This window comes from Olsenella sp. An285, from assembly GCF_002159625.1.
GTDB classification, from domain to species: domain Bacteria; phylum Actinomycetota; class Coriobacteriia; order Coriobacteriales; family Atopobiaceae; genus Thermophilibacter; species Thermophilibacter avicola.
The window spans coordinates 173,398-189,467 of the sequence record NZ_NFIZ01000003.1 but is presented as its reverse complement, the minus strand read 5'-3'; the positions used below and the strand labels follow the sequence as shown (position 1 = coordinate 189,467).

General features: G+C 70.1%; 17 protein-coding genes. 3 read left to right on the top strand and 14 right to left on the bottom strand.

Annotation, left to right across the window (positions count from 1 at the left end; all coding sequences use genetic code 11):
- The first annotated feature begins 124 nt into the window (after nt 1-124).
- Nucleotides 125-535, top strand: a complete 411-nt coding sequence (locus B5F79_RS03455) for a helix-turn-helix domain-containing protein (protein ID WP_087217515.1) — start codon at nt 125-127, stop codon at nt 533-535.
- 63 nt (nt 536-598) lie between these two features.
- Entirely contained in the window at nt 599-1,357 is a 759-nt protein-coding gene (locus tag B5F79_RS03450; RefSeq protein WP_087217513.1) for a class I SAM-dependent methyltransferase, read from the top strand.
- Nucleotides 1,358-1,391: 34 nt separating this feature from the next.
- Here B5F79_RS03450 and B5F79_RS03445 read toward each other — a convergent pair whose 3' ends face one another.
- The 14 genes from B5F79_RS03445 to B5F79_RS03380 all read right to left on the bottom strand — a co-directional run bounded on the left by B5F79_RS03445 (nt 1,392) and on the right by B5F79_RS03380 (nt 15,215).
- The gene (locus B5F79_RS03445) at nt 1,392-2,180 is read right to left on the bottom strand and encodes a Cof-type HAD-IIB family hydrolase (RefSeq protein WP_087217511.1); all 789 of its coding nucleotides are present in this window, start codon (nt 2,178-2,180) and stop codon (nt 1,392-1,394) included.
- Complete coding sequence (locus B5F79_RS03440; protein ID WP_087217509.1) at nt 2,177-2,683, bottom strand: MogA/MoaB family molybdenum cofactor biosynthesis protein; 507 nt, start codon at nt 2,681-2,683, stop codon at nt 2,177-2,179. Before B5F79_RS03440 ends, B5F79_RS03445 begins: the two co-directional genes overlap by 4 nt.
- Before the next feature lie 203 nt (nt 2,684-2,886).
- Nucleotides 2,887-3,951: a molybdopterin-binding protein gene (locus B5F79_RS03435; RefSeq protein WP_087217507.1), complete on the bottom strand. Its 1,065-nt coding sequence runs from the start codon at nt 3,949-3,951 to the stop codon at nt 2,887-2,889.
- Nucleotides 3,948-4,991 carry a cyclic pyranopterin monophosphate synthase MoaC gene (moaC, locus tag B5F79_RS11310; protein WP_446723460.1) on the bottom strand — a complete coding sequence of 348 codons (1,044 nt, stop codon included), beginning with the start codon at nt 4,989-4,991 and terminating at the stop codon, nt 3,948-3,950. Before moaC ends, B5F79_RS03435 begins: the two co-directional genes overlap by 4 nt.
- 1 nt (nt 4,992) lies before the next feature.
- The gene (gene moaA, locus B5F79_RS03425) at nt 4,993-6,012 is read right to left on the bottom strand and encodes a GTP 3',8-cyclase MoaA (RefSeq protein ID WP_087217505.1); all 1,020 of its coding nucleotides are present in this window, start codon (nt 6,010-6,012) and stop codon (nt 4,993-4,995) included.
- The gene (locus tag B5F79_RS03420) at nt 6,005-7,129 is read right to left on the bottom strand and encodes a sulfate/molybdate ABC transporter ATP-binding protein (protein ID WP_087217504.1); all 1,125 of its coding nucleotides are present in this window, start codon (nt 7,127-7,129) and stop codon (nt 6,005-6,007) included. The genes moaA and B5F79_RS03420 overlap by 8 nt, the downstream gene beginning before the upstream one ends.
- The gene (gene modB, locus B5F79_RS03415) at nt 7,126-7,821 is read right to left on the bottom strand and encodes a molybdate ABC transporter permease subunit (RefSeq protein ID WP_087217503.1); all 696 of its coding nucleotides are present in this window, start codon (nt 7,819-7,821) and stop codon (nt 7,126-7,128) included. The genes B5F79_RS03420 and modB overlap by 4 nt, the downstream gene beginning before the upstream one ends.
- Before the next feature lie 85 nt (nt 7,822-7,906).
- Nucleotides 7,907-8,785 (bottom strand): molybdate ABC transporter substrate-binding protein, encoded by an 879-nt coding sequence (gene modA / locus B5F79_RS03410; protein WP_087217502.1) that lies wholly within the window; start codon nt 8,783-8,785, stop codon nt 7,907-7,909.
- 10 nt (nt 8,786-8,795) lie between these two features.
- A complete protein-coding gene (yqeB, locus tag B5F79_RS03405) occupies nt 8,796-10,631 on the bottom strand; it encodes a selenium-dependent molybdenum cofactor biosynthesis protein YqeB (RefSeq protein WP_143786232.1) in 1,836 nt (611 codons plus the stop codon).
- 383 nt (nt 10,632-11,014) lie between these two features.
- On the bottom strand, nt 11,015-12,163 hold the full coding sequence (locus B5F79_RS03400) for an aminotransferase class V-fold PLP-dependent enzyme (protein ID WP_087217500.1): 1,149 nt from the start codon (nt 12,161-12,163) through the stop codon (nt 11,015-11,017).
- A gap of 87 nt (nt 12,164-12,250) precedes the next feature.
- Nucleotides 12,251-12,502 carry a DUF3343 domain-containing protein gene (locus tag B5F79_RS03395; protein ID WP_087217499.1) on the bottom strand — a complete coding sequence of 84 codons (252 nt, stop codon included), beginning with the start codon at nt 12,500-12,502 and terminating at the stop codon, nt 12,251-12,253.
- Nucleotides 12,503-12,516: 14 nt separating this feature from the next.
- Nucleotides 12,517-13,167 carry a sulfurtransferase-like selenium metabolism protein YedF gene (gene yedF, locus B5F79_RS03390; protein ID WP_206391007.1) on the bottom strand — a complete coding sequence of 217 codons (651 nt, stop codon included), beginning with the start codon at nt 13,165-13,167 and terminating at the stop codon, nt 12,517-12,519.
- Between the two features lie 72 nt (nt 13,168-13,239).
- Nucleotides 13,240-14,043: an acyl-CoA dehydratase activase gene (locus tag B5F79_RS03385; RefSeq protein WP_241147239.1), complete on the bottom strand. Its 804-nt coding sequence runs from the start codon at nt 14,041-14,043 to the stop codon at nt 13,240-13,242.
- Nucleotides 14,044-14,051: 8 nt separating this feature from the next.
- Nucleotides 14,052-15,215 (bottom strand): double-cubane-cluster-containing anaerobic reductase, encoded by a 1,164-nt coding sequence (locus B5F79_RS03380; protein WP_087217497.1) that lies wholly within the window; start codon nt 15,213-15,215, stop codon nt 14,052-14,054.
- A 131-nt stretch (nt 15,216-15,346) separates the two neighbouring features.
- Here B5F79_RS03380 and yqeC point away from each other — a divergent pair, with 131 nt between their 5' ends.
- The gene (gene yqeC, locus B5F79_RS03375) at nt 15,347-16,006 is read left to right on the top strand and encodes a selenium cofactor biosynthesis protein YqeC (protein ID WP_087217496.1); all 660 of its coding nucleotides are present in this window, start codon (nt 15,347-15,349) and stop codon (nt 16,004-16,006) included.
- Nucleotides 16,007-16,070 lie beyond the last annotated feature (64 nt).

Genomic DNA, 16,070 nt, shown 5'->3' with positions numbered 1-16,070 from the left:
AAGGTTACCTGCCGTAAACTGGGACTCTACCAACGGTCGAGCCAACTCTACTGGCGGTCGGTTGAGCGCGGGGCGGCCTCGCACGACGATGGCCATGCCCAACGGACCAGGCGAAAGGACCACCATGACCAAGCAGACCTTCGGCGCCACCATCTCCGCCCTGCGCAAGGAGAAGGGCATGACGCAGCTCGAGCTCGCGCGGCAGATGGGCGTCACGGACAAGGCCGTGAGCAAGTGGGAGCGCAATCTCTCGTTCCCGGACGTGGCGTCGCTGCCCAAGCTGGCCGAGGTTCTCGGCACCTTCGTAGACGATCTGCTCGAGGTGAAGACGGCTGCCCAGGAGGAGCCGGCTGGGCCAAAGGTGCCCGCGCTCGTGGAGCTCGTCCTCAAGGCGGTCGCGCTTGCCGTGGGCGTGGGCGTGACCGCGCTCACCGTCATGGATGAGGTCGAGCCGAGAAACGCGCTCGGACTCCTGGGCATCGGCGTCGCGTGTCTGGCGCTCGTCCAGCTCACGCACAGCCCCGAGCAAGAGTGATACAAAGGGACTGCCCCTTCGTATCATTGTGGAGAAGGCCCTGCGAGGCCGGGAGGAGACGCCGTGAACATCAGCTGGGACGCCACAGGATACGAGAAGAACTTCTCGTTCGTGCCCGCCTTCGGGGCGGTCGCGATGGACCTCATCGACGCCGAGGACGGCGCGCGCTGCCTCGACCTGGGCTGCGGCAACGGCACGCTCACGGCGGAGCTCGCCGCGCGCGGGCTTGACGTCATGGGCATGGACGCCTCGCCCGAGATGATCAATCTCGCACGCGCCACCCATCCTGAGCTGCGGTTCGTTCTTGGGGACGCCACGTCCTTCTCGCTTGATGCACCTGTCGACGTGGTCTTCTCAAACTCGATGCTCCACTGGATAGACCGCGAGCTGCACCCCGTAGCGCTGGCGCGCGTGGCGGCGGCGCTTGTCCCGGGCGGGCAGCTCGTCTTCGAGTGCGGCGGCCACGGCTGCGGCGCGCGCATCCACGCGTCACTGGCGCGGACGTTCGCGCGGCACGGCCTCGACTACGTGATGCCGTTCTTCTTCCCCACGGTGGGCGAGTACGCGCCGCTGGTGGAGGCCGCCAGGCTGCGCGTGACGCACGCCTTTCTGTTTGACCGCCCGTCCGCGCTCACGGGACCGGATGGCATGGCGGACTGGATCCGCATGTTCGTGAGGCGGCCCTTCGAGGGAATGGAGCCCGCGCTGGAGGCGCGGATCGTCGCCGAGGCCGTGGACGAGCTTCGTCCGGAGATGCTGCGCGACGGCACGTGGTACGCCGACTACGTGCGCCTGCGCATGCGCGCCGTGCGCGTGGCGTAGCAGAGGTGTCCGCAGGCCGGCCTACGAGCTCGCCCTAGCCAACGAGCTCCAGCTCCTGGCAGGCGACGAGAAGCCCGTCATCGTCCACGTCCGACGCCACCATCGTGGCAGCCGCCTTGACATCCGCGGCCGCGTTGCCCATAGCAACGGAGACGCCCACGCAGCCGAACATGGGAACGTCGTTGCCGCCGTCGCCAAAGGCCGCGCACTCCTCGGGCGCGAGGCCCCAGCGCGCGCACGCCGCGGCGATGCCCGCCGGCTTGCCGCCCCCGGCTGGGATGATGTCGCAGAAGTTGGGGCTCCAGCGCGTGTGCTCCACGTGCTCGCACACGTCCATGAAGAGGTGCTCCTCCCCCGGCTCGATGTACGCGCAGAACTGGTACGTGGGCTCCCCCAGCGCGAGCGCGAGGTCTCCCACCGGCGCGACATTGTCCACCGCCGCCTCCGCGGCGACCACCCGCGGCGTGTGGCGGCTCACGAACATGCGGGAGAGCTGCATGACCGCGATGTCCATCGTACCGTCCGCCGCGAGGGCCGTGATGCGGGCAGCGTCGCGCGCGTCGATGGGCGCGTCGCGGAAGACCTCGCCCGCCGCGTCGTAGCAGTACTGGCCGTTGAAGGTGAGGAAGCCGTCAAAGGGGACGCGCGCGTCGAGCTCCCGGATGGGGCGCGGGAGGTCCGCCGTGGAGCGACCCGTGGCAAGGAAGAGCAGGACGCCCGCCTCGTGCAGCTCCTCGAGGGCGCGCACCGCGGACGCGGGGATGTCGTGCGTGCGCAGGCTCACGAGCGTGCCGTCGATGTCGAAGAATGCCGCGCGGATCACTGCCGGCTCTCCCGGGCGCAGGTCGCGGGGCCGCCGCGCAGGATGTCGAGCCCGTGGGCGAGCGGGCCCACCGCCGCCTCGAGATTCTCCACCGCGGCGCGCGGGCTCCCCGGCAGGTTGACGATCAGCGTGCGCCCGCGGATGCCCGCCGTGGCGCGGGACAGCCAGGCACGGTCCGTGATCCTCGCACTCGCGGCCCGCATGGCCTCGGGCAGCCCCGGCACGCGGCGCTCGCAGACGGCCTCGGTGACCTCGGGCGTGACGTCGCGGGGCGAGAAGCCCGTGCCGCCGCAGGTGAGCACCAGCGCTGCGTCCTTCTCGGCCGCCTCGACCAGCGCCGCCTCGATGTCCGCGCGCTCGTCCGGCACCACGCGCGTCTCGATGACCGCATAGCCGCGCTCCGTCAGAAGGGCCGCGACCGCAGGGCCCGTCCCGTCCTCGTAGACGCCCGCCGACGCACGGTCGCTCACGGTGATCACGATCGCACGGTACTTCTCGTCCATTCGTTCTCCAAAGAATATATCGTCTTGCTTTATATCTCACCGTCATCTGAGGATGAGAGGAACCTCTCGTTCATTTGTAGGGTATTACCTGAGGGGTACTCCAAGTATCACCCCGTTAGTCTCATTTAATCTACCTGGGCATCTTTCGAAATTCATTTTCAGTGTATCTTGCCCACCCCAGATGAAATACCCAACAAATGAAGCTACCTCCCAAAGGGGCAGTGCGGGTACGTGCACTCGGGGCATCCGAGGCACAGGCCGCCCTCCCCCAGCTCCACGAAGTCGCTCTTGGTGAGCGGCACGCTCGCGGCGATGCGAGGCAGCACCAGGTCGAGCACCGTGGCCTTGTTGTACATCGCGCAGCCGGGCACGCCCAGGACGGGCACGGGGCGCGCGTGCTTCCTGCCCGCCGGCTCGTCGAAGTAGCCCACGAGCAGCATCGCGCCCGGCAGGACCGGCGCACCGTACGTGACCACGCGCGCGCCCGCGGCACGGATGGCACCGGGCGTGTTGTCGTCCGGGTCCACGGACATGCCGCCGGTGCACATGATGAGGTCGACGCCCTCGGAGCGTGCCTCGTCGATGGCCGCAACCACGTTCTCGCGGTCGTCGCCGGGGGTTGAGCGAAGCACGGTCTCGATGCCGTAGGCGGCGAGCTTCTCCACCATGACGGGCGTGAAGCGGTCCTCGATGAGGCCGGCGGCGACCTCGGAGCCCGTGGCTATGACGGCGGCCGTGCGCAGGCGGAACGGCTCAACGCGCACGAGCGGCTCGTCACCGGCAGCGGCCTCGGCGCGAGCGAGCTGCCCCTCGGAGATGACCAGCGGAATCACGCGCGTGCCCGCCAGGAGGTCGCCCTCCCGCACTGGAAAGCCGCCCCGGCGCGTGGCCACCATGACCTCGTCGACGGCGTTCACGGCGCTCAGGCGCGCAGAGTCAACGAGGAGGACGCCGTCGCGGTCGGCAAGCACGTTGATCTTGCCCTCGGAGGGCACGCCGGACGTGCGCGTGCCCGGGCCCGCCACGAGCGCGACCATCCGCTCCGCGGCGTCGTCCTCGTGCACCATGCCTGGCTCGAGCTCCCACACGTAGAGGCTTCGCTTGCCCATGGAGAGCAGCACCGGGACGTCCTCGGGCGCGACCACGTGGCCCTTGCGGAAGCGCGGGCCCTTGAAGCGCGGCCCGTCCGACTCCTCGCCGGTCACGATCTGCGTCATGTCGTGGCAGAGCACGTGCCCCACCGCGTCCTCCGTGCGTACGAGCCTCATCGTGCTCCCCCTTCTGACGAAGAGACGTCACCAGAGGGGACGTCGCCCGTCATCACCTTCACCTGATCGCCCGCGCGAACGACCCCGCCGCGCGTCACCACGCAGAAGATGCCCTCCCTCGGCATCACGCACTTGCCCGTGAGCCGGCTGATCTCGCAGTCATTGTGGCACGTCTTGCCAATCTGCGTCACCACGAGCTCCGCCGTGCCCGCGGAGAGCACCGTCCCCACCGGCAGCGCCTTGAGGTCGAGCCCGCGCGTGAGTATGTTCTCCGCAAAGTCGCCGGGGGCGAGCTCCGGCAGCATGTCGCGCATGGTGTCCACGGCCTCGGCGGGAAGCAGGCTCACCTGGCGGTGCCAGTTGCCCGCGTGCGCGTCGCCCGCGACGCCCCTTCCGGGAACGAGCTCGATTTCGTCCACGGGGTGCTTGCGCGTGCCCTTGCGCTCGGAGACGCACACCGCCTCCACCGTGGCGACCCGCGGCCGCATAACATGACAAAGGGACTGTCCCCCTGTCAAGTGGAAGTCGCCCGAGGCGCCGCCGGACTTCTCGAGCAGGCGGACCTCCTCGATCACCATGTCGCGCTGGTGAGCCTTGAGCATGTCGTAGATGGTGAGCCCCGCCACGGAGACCGCGGTCAGCGCCTCCATCTCCACGCCCGTCTCGCCGGTGCAGCGGCACTCCGCCTCAACCGCCACGCCCCCCGCCTCCACGGAGAAGCGCACGTCGACGCCCGTGAGCGCCACCTGGTGGCACATGGGCACGAGCTCCCAGCAGCGCTTCGCGGCCATGATGCCCGCCACCTGCGCCACCCCGAGCACGTCGCCCTTCTTCGCGCCCCCGGTGCGGACGAGCTCAACCGTGCTGGGAGCCATGCGCACGAAGCCGGCGGCCACCGCGCGCCGTGCCGTGCGCGGCTTGGCGCCCACGTCCACCATGCGCGCGCGACCCTGCTCGTTCACGTGCGTGAGGTCGTCACCCTTGATGCTGGCCGCGACGGCGGCCCCGGGCTCCGCGGGCCCGACGTTCTTCTCGGCCACGCTATCCCCCTATCTCGTTCATGGCCCGCGCGGACTCGCTCGCGTGGGTCCCGTCCATTCCATGATGCGCCGGCTTGAGCGCGATGCCGGCGAGAAGCGCCTTTGTGAGCGCCTCTCCCGAAAGCCCGCGCAGCGGCACCTCGTCGGCGGAGTGCAGGCACGGCTTGAGCCGGCCGTCCGCCGTCACGCGGATGCGCGTGCAGCCAAAGCAGAACCGGTGGCTCATCGGTCGGATGAGGCCCACGCGACCCGCCCAGCCGGGGGCCGAGAAGAGCTCGGCCACGCCGTCGCGGAGCGGCGCGCCGCCCGGGCCCGCCACGGGCCCGAGCTCCGGCACCGCCTCGAGCACAGCCTCGGCCGGTACGAAGCGCGCACGAGGCCAGCGTGCTGCCTCGCCGATGGGCATGAGCTCAATGAAGCGCACGTCAACGGCCTCGTTTCGCGCGATGCCGACGATGTCCGCCGCCTCGTCGTCGTTGACGCCGCCCATGAGGACGCAGTTGAGCTTGAGCGGCGCGAGACCCGCCTCGCGCGCGGCCTCGATGCCCGCGAGCGCGTCCTCCAGCCGCCCGCCGCGCGTGATGGCGGCGTAGCGCTCCGGCCGCAGGCTGTCGAGGCTCACGTTCACGCGGTCGAGCCCGGCGGCGGCGAGCTCCCCCGCAACCGGCGCGAGCAGCGTGGCGTTGGTCGTGAGCGCGAGCTCCTCCACCCCGGGGACCTCGCGCAGCATGCGCACGAGCTCGGGCAGGCCCCGGCGCACGAGCGGCTCCCCGCCCGTGAGGCGCACCTTGCGCACGCCCAGCTCGCAGCAGGCGCGCGCGATGCCGACGAGCTCCTCGAAGGAGCAGACGTCCTCGTGGCGCAGCATGGGGACGCCGCCCGCCGGCATGCAGTACGAGCAGCGGCAGTTGCAGCGGTCCGTCACGGAGAGGCGCAGGTACTCGATGGCACGGCCCTCCCCGTCGCGCGTCCGGACGCAGTCGGGACGCAGGTGGTTCCGTGCCGTCTGTGCGCTACGCATCCGCCTCACCTCCCACGAGCGGCATCACGATGCTCGGGTCCGCCGTCACGACGAGCTCCCCCGCGCCGGCGAGCGACGCCCACGCGTCCTTCTCGCACTCGTAGCGCAGGAGCGCGCCGCCCGGCGTCGCCAGCATGACGATGGTCGAGAACGTAGAGTCTATCACGCGCTCGACGGTGCAGGGAATCTGGTTGGGCAGGCCCGCGGCGTCGGCCGGGTCTGCAAAGACGCGCAGGTAGTGAGCTCGCAGGCCCGCGTGCGTCACGTTGGGCGGCACCGGGAGCGAGGTCGTGAGGGCAACGCCCCAGTCCGCGCAGGCAAGCACCCCGCCTTGACAGTTGGCCCCGGGCCGATTGTCAACTTGACAGTTGGCCCGGGGCCAACTGTCAAGGCGGGAGACGTTCTTGCAGCCGGAGATGAGCGCCGCGGCGAGTGTGGTGGGCGTGGAGAAGAGCTGCGCAATGGTGAGCTTCTCCTCCGAGCGGCCGCGGTCGACCACGCACACGGTGTCGCAAAGGCGATAGACCTCGTCGCGGTTGTGGCTCACGTACACCGCGCCGCCCGGGAACGCGCGCAGCACGTCCGCGAGCATCATCTCGAGCTCCCAGCGCAGGTGCCCGTCGAGCGCGGAGAACGGCTCGTCCAGCAAGATGAGCTCCGGGTCCCCGGCGAGGATCCGCGCGAGCGCCACGCGCTGCTGCTGTCCGCCGGAGAGCTGGGCGGGCCGCAGGCGCTCGAGCCCCTCCAGGCGGAAGGCGCGCACCTGCTCTGCTACGCGGCGTGCGCGCTCCTCGCGCGAGACTCCCACCGCGCCGGCACCTATGTTGCCCGCGACCGTCATGTTGGGAAAGAGCGCGTACTGCTGGAAGAGGTAGCCCACGCGACGCCGCTGGGGCGGGAGGTTCACGCGCGCCTCGGAGTCGAAGAGCGTGCGCCCGTTGAGCACGATGCGCCCCTCGTCCGGGGCGAGCACGCCCGCCACGCACTTGAGCGTGAGCGACTTCCCGCAGCCGGAGGGGCCCAGGAGCGCCAGGATCTCGCGACCGTCCGCCACCTCGAAGGACACGTCGAGGCAAAAGGACCCCAGGCGCTTGCGTATGTCGACGGAGAGACTCACCGCGCCACCGTCCTTCTCGCCCGCGCCGTGCCGGCCCCGTGCCCGCGCGCCTCGAACCAGTTGAGGGCGAGAAGGACCACCGCGGAGATCGCCAGGTTCACAAGCACCCACGTGAGGGCGCCTGCGTCGTCCCCGGTGCGCCAGAGCTGGTAGACCGTCGTCGCCACCGTTGCCGTGGAGCCGGGGGTGTAGCCGCAGAGCATCGACGTGGCGCCGTACTCGCCGAGCGCCCGCGCGAACGCGAGCACGGCGCCGGCCACGATCCCCTGCGCGCAGCACGGCATCTTCACGCGCCAGAAGACCCAGCGCTCGGAGTGGCCGAGCGTGCGGGCGGCGTCCGCGAGCGTCTCGTCGAAGGACTCGAACGCGCCGCGCGCCGTGCGGTACATGAGCGGGAAGCTCACCACCACGGTGGCAAAGACCGCCGCGTACCACACCATCGTGAGGCGCACGTCCAGGAGCTGCGCCGCGAGCGCGCCGAGCGGGCGGCGCGGCCCCAGGAGAATGAGCAGCAGGTAGCCCACCACCGTGGGCGGCAGCACCAGCGGCAGCGTGAGCACAACGTCGAGCAGGCCCTTCACGGCCCGCGGGGCGCGCGCCACGAGGTTGGCGAGCCAGATGCCCGCGAAGAAGACCACCACCGTGGCGATGGCGGCGATGCGCAGCGAGTTTATGAGCGGGTACCAGTCCATCGTCCCTCTCCGTCTGCAAATTGGGGACAGTCCCCAATTTGCAGAAAAGTTTTATGTGAATTGGGGACTGTCCCCAATTTGCAGACTACGCGTCGGACAGCGGGGTGAAGCCGACCTCCTCGAAGCACGCGGAGGCCTCCTCCCCGCGCAGGAACTCCAGAAGCGCGGCGGCGCCGTCCGGGTTGGGCGCCTCGCGCAGGGCCGCCGCCGGGTAGACCACCTGGCCGCACATGTCCGCCGTGGCCTCGTCCACTACCGTGAGTCCGGCGGAGAAGGCGTCCGTCTGGTAGATCACGCCGCAGTCCACGGTTGCCTCGGAGACCTGCGAGGTGACCTCCTTCACATTGGAGCCGTAGGTGATGCAGCCCGCCTGCGCGAGCGCGGCCTCGTCCAGCCCGTAGAACTCCAGGATGGCCTGGGTGTACTGGCCCACGGGGACGTCCGCGTTGCCCATGGCCATGAAGACGTCGCCCGCGCGCAGGAGCTCGGCCAGCTGGTCGAAGCCCTCGATGCCCTTGGGGTTTCCCTCCGGCACCGCCAGCGCCACCTTGTTCTCCAGGATGTCAAAGCGGCTCGCCGAGTCAACGAAGTCCAGGTTGTCCACGTTGTCGCCCGTGGTGTCCTCGGCGTCGAGCTGGTTCATCTGGAGCTGGCCCGCGGAGATGAAGACGTCGCACGCGGCCCCCTCCTCGATCTGCGTCTTGAGCGTGCCCGAGGAGTCAAAGTTGAAGCTAAGCTCGTACTGCGGGTTGGCGTCCGTGAAGAGCCCGCCGGCCTTGGTGAGGCTCTCCTCCATGGAGGCCGCGGCAAAGACGGTGATCGTGGGCGTCTCCGCGGCGGCGCCGGGCTCCGTAGAGTCCGCGGCGGGCTCCGCGGCGTCGCACGCGGTGACGCTCGCGGCAAGGAGGACCGCACTTGCTCCGGCCGCGCTCCTAAAGAGGCCCCGCCTGGTCATTGCCGTCATGATGCTCCCCCTATCCCCTGGCCGCGCGCAGCTGCGCACGGCGACTGACCAGCTGGGCAAGAATCGACACGGCGATCTCCGCCGGCGTGACGGCGCCGATGGCCTCGCCTATGGGCATGGCCACGGCGTCGACGCGCTCCTGCGACACGCCCGCGGCAACGAGGTGCTCGCGCGCGAGGGCGGACTTGCGGCGACTCCCGATGCAGCCTACGTAAGCAGGCTGAACGTTGCGCGTAAGAACGGCGAGAAGAACGGTCTCGTCGTGGACATGCCCGTGCGTGAGCACGACGACGAAGTCACGCGGTCCGATGGACGCGGCAGCGGCCAGCCCGTCGAACGACCCGCGGGTCACAGATGCTGCCTGCGGGAGGCGCTCCGGCGTGGCGAGCTCCGGGCGGTCGTCGTAGACGTGGCACGCAAAGCCCGCGGCGGCGGACATCCCCACGAGGGCCGCGCCCACGTGCCCGGCGCCGAAGACGTGGAGCCGGCTTGGTGACACGATGCTCTCGCGGTAGATGCCGGAAGCTTCGTCCCAGCGTACGCTGGACGGACACGTATCTTCCGCCATGGTCATGACGGGAGCGGAGGGGTCGGACCAGTCCTCCCTGAGCGCTGCGGTCCCGCCGCCTTCCAGAACCTGCTTCAGGGCGAGAAGAACGGGCAGGTCGTCAGGCGCGAGCGTGCGCACGGCGAGCAGGGCGTCCCCGCCGCAGGCCATGTCGCTCCGGCTGCTCGTCACCCACTCGAGGCTCGAGGCCGCCCCGTCGCGCGCCGCCCGTGCTCGCTCGATCGCGATCTGCTCCATCGCGCCCCCGCCGACGGTCCCGAGCAGGCGCCCGTCCGCCGTCACGGCAAGGCGCGCGCCCTCGTGTCGCGGCATCGAGCCGCGCGTGGCGAGCAGACTCGCAAGCCCCACGGCCCTGGCGGCGGCGAGCTCGTCGAAGATCGCGTCGACAAGAGAGAAGTCGGAGAAGTTTGACCCGCTGACGTGCGCGAGCGCGACGTTCTTCTCGGTAGAGGCGTCGTTCTCCCGCATGCCCCCCGGCCCGCACAGCACTCCGGACAGAGAGAGGATCGCCTCAAGCACGCTGCCGCCCACGGCCAGCGCCTTGTCGGAAGAGCTGCGGATGTACTCCGAGCGGCAGCGCGGGTCCACGTCCCCGGACTTCATGCCCCTTCGCACGGGCACGCCCGCCTGGAGAAGCCCGCGCACCACGCCGTCGATGGTGGCGCACATGGGCTCACCGTCCACGGTGGCGCAGACGTCACCGGCCTTGACCTGCGCGCCTATCTCCACGCAGGGCTCGAAGACGCCGTCAGCCGGCGCGCGCATCACGCGCTCGCCCGCGTAGCCCCCAATGAGACCGGGCACGGCCGTATTGGGGATCGGCGAGCCCTCGTAGTAGACGCGCCCCAGGTAGTGGCCGCGCATGGTCTCCACAGCGGCGTCGCAGTCCACCTGGGCGGTGAAGCCCGGGCCCACGCCCACCACCACGGGCGCCATGTCGCGCGTGGTCCCGAGGTTGCGCTTGGCCAGAATCGCGTCCACGAGGGCGTCCGGGCGAAGCTCTTCCACGCAACTGGCGGCCGGGTCCACCAGAACCGCCACGTTGCCGGCGCTGACCACCCCGCGCGCGGACTCCGCGCTCTCGCACAGCACGCCGCGCACGTCCTCCACGCACACCTCTCCCAGACGTATTGCCTCCGAGAAGCACACCGTGCGTCGGATGGAGGTGGGAACCGCGAGATCGCACATCACCACCTGCATGCCCGCACGGAAGAGGCGCAGCGCGATGCCCGAGGCGATGTCCCCCGCACCGCGAATCACGACCAGCATTGTCCGCATTCCCCCTCGTCAGCGTTATATTTTCAAAAATATAACGCTATGCCCGTACCATCTGATTCCATTGAGTGAGTATAGCTTACAAAAAGTCTGCTCTGACGAGCGGCACCGTCGGCGGCACCCAACCGCCCCCGGACGGTTCGATTCGCGCGACGCGGACAGCGGTCCGGGAGCCGCTTCGTTGGGGTATGTACACTGCGCATACCGGGTATGTACACCTCGCCGCTTAAGATGGTTACAAATTCGCAGGTCAAAGACTCGACGATAAGAACCAGCCGCTAGAATGTGCGCATACCCTCAGAGGCAGTGCGCATACCCTCGGGACAGGAGCGCGGGCACTCAAGTTGCGGTCCTCACCCGGGCGCGATACCGCCCGGGAAGCCCCCTCACCCTGCGGCAATCTCCCGCACCGCCCCCACGACCGTGTCGACCTCCTCCTCGGTGTTGAACCAGCCGCAGCTCAGACGCACGATTCCGCGTCGCTCCGTCCCCAGGGCCCGATGCATGAGCGGCGCGCAGTGGGCGCCGGCGCGGCAGGCGACGCCCCAGCCCGTAGTGAGCGCGTCCGCTACCTCGGCGGAGTCGAGCCCGTCCACGTTGAGGGCCACGATGCTGCCACAGAGCTCGGGGTCCACCTCCCAGGCGCCGTACACGGTGACGCCCGGCACGTCGCGCACGCCCTCGTAGAGCCGCCGCGCGAGCTCGTGCTCGCGCGCGCCCACAGCGGCGGGCCCCCCGTTCTTCTCGATGTACCCGACTCCTGCGAGAAGACCCGCGAGGCCGTGGCAGTTGAGCGTCCCCGCCTCCATCCGCGTAGGCCACTCCAGGGGTTGGCGTCGCTGGAACGAGTGAACGCCCGAGCCTCCCTCCGCCCAGGGCCGCACGTCCACGCCCTCAGCGATCGCCATGCCCCCCGTGCCCTGCGGTCCCATGAGGCCCTTGTGCCCGGTGAAGCAGACCACGTCGAGCCCCATGGCGGCCATGTCCACGGGCACGGAGCCTGCCGTCTGCGACGCGTCCACCACCACGAGCGCCCCCGCAGCGTGCGCGACCCGCGCGACCCGCGCCACGTCCACGAGGTTGCCCGTCACGTTGGAGCCGTGCGTCACCGCCACGAGACGCGTGGCGGGCGTGACCAGGCGCTCGAGCTCCGCCATGTCCAGGAGCCCGTGCGCGTCGCAGCCTACGTAGGCCACCTGGGCGCCGCGCTCGTCCGCCAGGCGCGCGAGCGGGCGCAGCACGGAGTTGTGCTCCAGCACCGTCGTGACCACGCGGTCGCCCGGCCCCACCAGGCCAAAGAGCGCCGCGTTGAGCGCGGCAGTTGAGTTGGCGGAGAAGCACACGTGGTCGGCGCACGGGCATCCCAGGAGACGGGCCACCGCCTCGCGGCAGCGCAGCGCCACGCGGCTCGCGTCGAGCGCGCCGGCGGACGCCCCGCGCCCCGCGTTGCCGAGCGAGCACATCGCGGCCGTCACCGCGTCCACGACCTCGCACGGCTTGCTCATCGTCGTCGCCGCGTTGTCCAGGTAGATCATCGGCCCCACGCCCTTCTCGCCGTCTGTAAATTGGGGACAGTCCCCAATTCGCATAAAAGATTTCTGTAAATTGGGGACTGTCCCCAACTAACAGAACTCGAGCAGCTCGATCACGGTCATGCCCTCCACGGGGACGCCGTCGGCGGCAAGCGCCGCGGCGAGCACCTCGCGGTCCCCCGGGGTGGCCTTCCACGCCAGGCCGCAGCCGGCCGCGACCTCCCCGGGCACCGGAATCATCCGGCCGGGAAGACCCCGCCGCTCGCAGCACTCCTCGCATGACATCGCCGCCGCCGTGGTGGGAAACGTCACCACCAGGGACGGCACCCGCACGCGCGCCATCGCTCCCGCCGGCCCTACGGCCTCACCACGAGGCTCGCGCCCGTGAGCCGCTGCGCGATCACGTACATGTTGGTGACCTCGCCCACGGCCAGCGTGTCCGCGATGCCGTAGTGGTCGAGGCAGGTGCCGCACGTGAGCACCTCCACGCCAGAGGCCGCCAGTCCCCGCAGGTCCTCGAGCGCCGCCGACCCCTCGCAGCTGAGGTGCGCGCCGCCGTTGTAGAGCAGCACGCACGCTGGCAGCTCCTCGAGCTGCGTGAGGGAGTACACGAAGCTTCCCATGAGCTTGCGCCCCAGGACGTCGTCGCCGGTGCCCATGCACTCGGACGTGATGGCCACCACCACGTTCCTCGGCGCGGGCGCGGCCGGAACGACGCCCGGCGCCGGAACCTCGCACGTCGCCGACTCCGCTTCCGCTTCGCTGACCGCCAGCGCCGCCGAGGCCGTCACGGTCACGCGCCACTCCTTCTCGCCTAGGCGCTCGCTCGTCACCGCGCAGCCCTTGCCCTCCCCCATGCGGGTGAGGTTCTGCACCGCGATCTGGTTGTCCACGAGCGTCTCGACGCTGCCCGGGCCCGCAAGCGCCGCGAGCGCCTTGAGCGTACGCACCACGGGGATGGGGCACGCCTCGCCCCGCGCGTCTATCGTGAGCATCGTCTCTGCCATGTTCTCTCCTCCCGGCCCCTGCGGGCCCTCCAGCGTCGGGCGAGAAGAACGCCCGGCCGCGTCTCGTACAGCCTACCCAAGCTCCAGCGCCACGAGCGCCGCGCCGAGGGCGCCCGCGTAGCGCGCCTCTGGGCACGTGGACACGCGCGCGCCGAGCCGCTCTCCCAGACGCTCCACCACGTAGCCGTTGTCGCAGAGGCCGCCCGTGAGATAGTACGGCGCCGCACCACCTGAGGATCCCACGAGCGTGGCCACGCGCCCCACCACGCTCTCGATCACGCCGCGGGCGATGTTCTCGCGCGGCTCGCCGCGACCCACGAGGCTGATGACCTCGCTCTCCGCGAAGACCGTGCACATGCTGGTGATCTGCGTGGGCTCCCCGGCGCGCGCCAGCGCGGCCAGCTCGTCGTGGCTCACGCCCAGCCGGTCAGCCATGATCTCCAGAAAGCGCCCCGTGCCCGCCGCGCACTTGTCGTTCATCACGAACTTGGTCACGCGACCGCCCCTCAGGCGGATGACCTTGGTGTCCTGGCCACCCACGTCGACCACGGTGCCCTCCGGGCCAAAGAGCCGCGCGGCCCCGCGCCCGTGGCACGTGATCTCCGTCACCACCTTGTCCGCGTACGGCACGGCCACGCGTCCGTACCCCGTTGCCACCACGCGCGCGTCAGGCGTGCAAAAGTGCCTGTCCCCTTTCCACGCCTCGAGGGTGGCGCGGGCGCGCTCGGCGGCGTCCACGCTCGAGAAGCCCGTGGGCATGAGGTCCGTGCGCACGAGGTTGCCGTCGGCGTCCACCACGGCCACCTTCGTGGCCGTGGAGCCGATGTCCACGCCTATGCCCAAGCGCCCGGACGGCGCGTCCCTCTCGCCAGCCACGGCACTCACTACAGCGTCTCGATGAACGCCGCGATGCGCGTCTCCAGCTGGCCCACGTCGCCGGCGGAGTAGTCGGTCTCGACCTTCATGTACGGGATGCCCGCGCCCTCCACGGCGCGCTCGACCCGCGCGGACTCCACGTTGAAGGTATGGCACGCCGTGAGCACGCACTCGATCACGCCGTCCACCCGGTACTTCTCTGCCATCTCCAGCGTCGCGGCAAAGCGGTCGTCGTTGGGCGTCATGACCGAGCAGTTGATCTGGAGGTAGCGCTCGGCGATGGCGCGCAGGATGTCCGGAGCGTCCTCGTCCACCATGAAGCGGTTGGTGCGCTCGCCGGAGCAGTCGTCCTCGCAGACCACCACGCCGCCGTTGCGCTCTATGGTGGCGCCCACCTTGTTGATGACGCCGCCCACGGGGCAGCCGGTGATGAGGATGCGCTTGGCGGACGGGTCAACCGAGCTCCGCCCCGCCTCCGCCTCCGCGCGGCGCTGCTCGCACAGGCGCTCGAGGCTCTCCACGTACGGCCGCACGTCGAAGTTGAACGTCCCGGCGAACATCGTGCTCATGAGCTCCACGCCGCTCATCGCGGGCGGGTCAAGCCGCTGCAGGTCGTAGAGGGCCAGGATCGCGCGGCGCAGGCGGTTGCGCAGGCGCGCGGCCTCGCGCAGGGAGTCGTCGGTGATCTGGATGCCGTAGAGCTGCTCGAGGGCCTCCTTGAGCCCAACGACCTCCTGGTACCAGCCCTCGCGCTCGTGCTCGCGCGAGCGGCTCTGCGGGAGGTGCAGCACGTAGGTGGGCTTGAGCTCGTTCAGCAGCTCGTACATCTTCTTCTTGCCGTCGCACGTGGTCTCGCCCACGATGAGGTCGGAGAAGTGCGTGAACGGGCACTTCTGCGAGTACGCGAAGCCGTAGGTGGACTTGATCAGCGGGCAGAGGTTGGCCGGCAGGACCTCCTCGGCCGCGGGGATGACCTCGTCCGAGGTGCCGCAGAGCCCCACGCCCGAGGCGCCGGCCGCGTCGATGACCTCGAGCGGCGTGTAGCTGCAGAGGTACCCCACCAGGCGGCCGCCCGACTGCTTGAAGTCCTTCACCTTGAGGAAGCTCTGGCGCCTCTGCTCGTTGAACTCCTCGAAGGTGCGCGGCAGCTCGATGGTGGCGGCGTCGGTCATGGGCCCTCCTGGCGACGTGGTCGACATTGTTTCTGGTGTCCAAACAAAGAGTAATGGAGCGTTATAGTTTGGAAACTACAATGCGACGAACGGTAGTATTGCGTCGAGGAAAACCATCGGGGAGGTGCGGCATGGGTCTCGTAGAGGCGCTGGGCGTGGGCCCGGGCGTGACGTCGGTCATCGGCAGCGGCGGCAAGACCTCGCTGCTGGCCGCATTGGCCCGCGAGCTGCCGGGCACCGTGGTGCTCACCACCACGACGCACATCATGCCGTTCGGGGGCGTGCCGCTCGTGACCTCGGCCGACGCCGACGACGTGCGCGCGGCGCTCGCGGGGTCGCGCGTCGTCTGCGTGGGTGCGCAGGGCGAGAAGAACGGCAAGCTCGCGGCCCCCTCGCTGGGCATCGACGCGCTGGCGGCGCTGGCGGACCACGTGCTCGTGGAGGCGGACGGCGCGCACCGCCTCCCCCTCAAGGCGCACGCCGCCTGGGAGCCCGTCATCCCCGCGTGCTCCGCGCGTACCGTCCTCGTGCTGGGCGCGAGCGGGCTCGGGCGCCCCGTGCGCGACGTCGTGCACCGCCCGGAGATCTTCTGCAAGCTCGCCGGATGCGCACCGGAAGATAACGCGACTCCCGAGCTCGTCGCCCGCGCCGCCAACGCGGAGGCGCTCGCGGACGTGGCGCTCGTCAACCAGGCGGACGCCTGCCCGGAAACCGCCCGCGAGCTGTCCGTCCTTCTCGCCGTCCCGACATTTGCGGGAAGCTTGCGCGCGGGGACCCTGAGCACGCCATAGGGACCCGAGACCGTCGATGCACCACAAAACTTACCGCGCAACCAGGCGCAACCCAAAGTTGCGC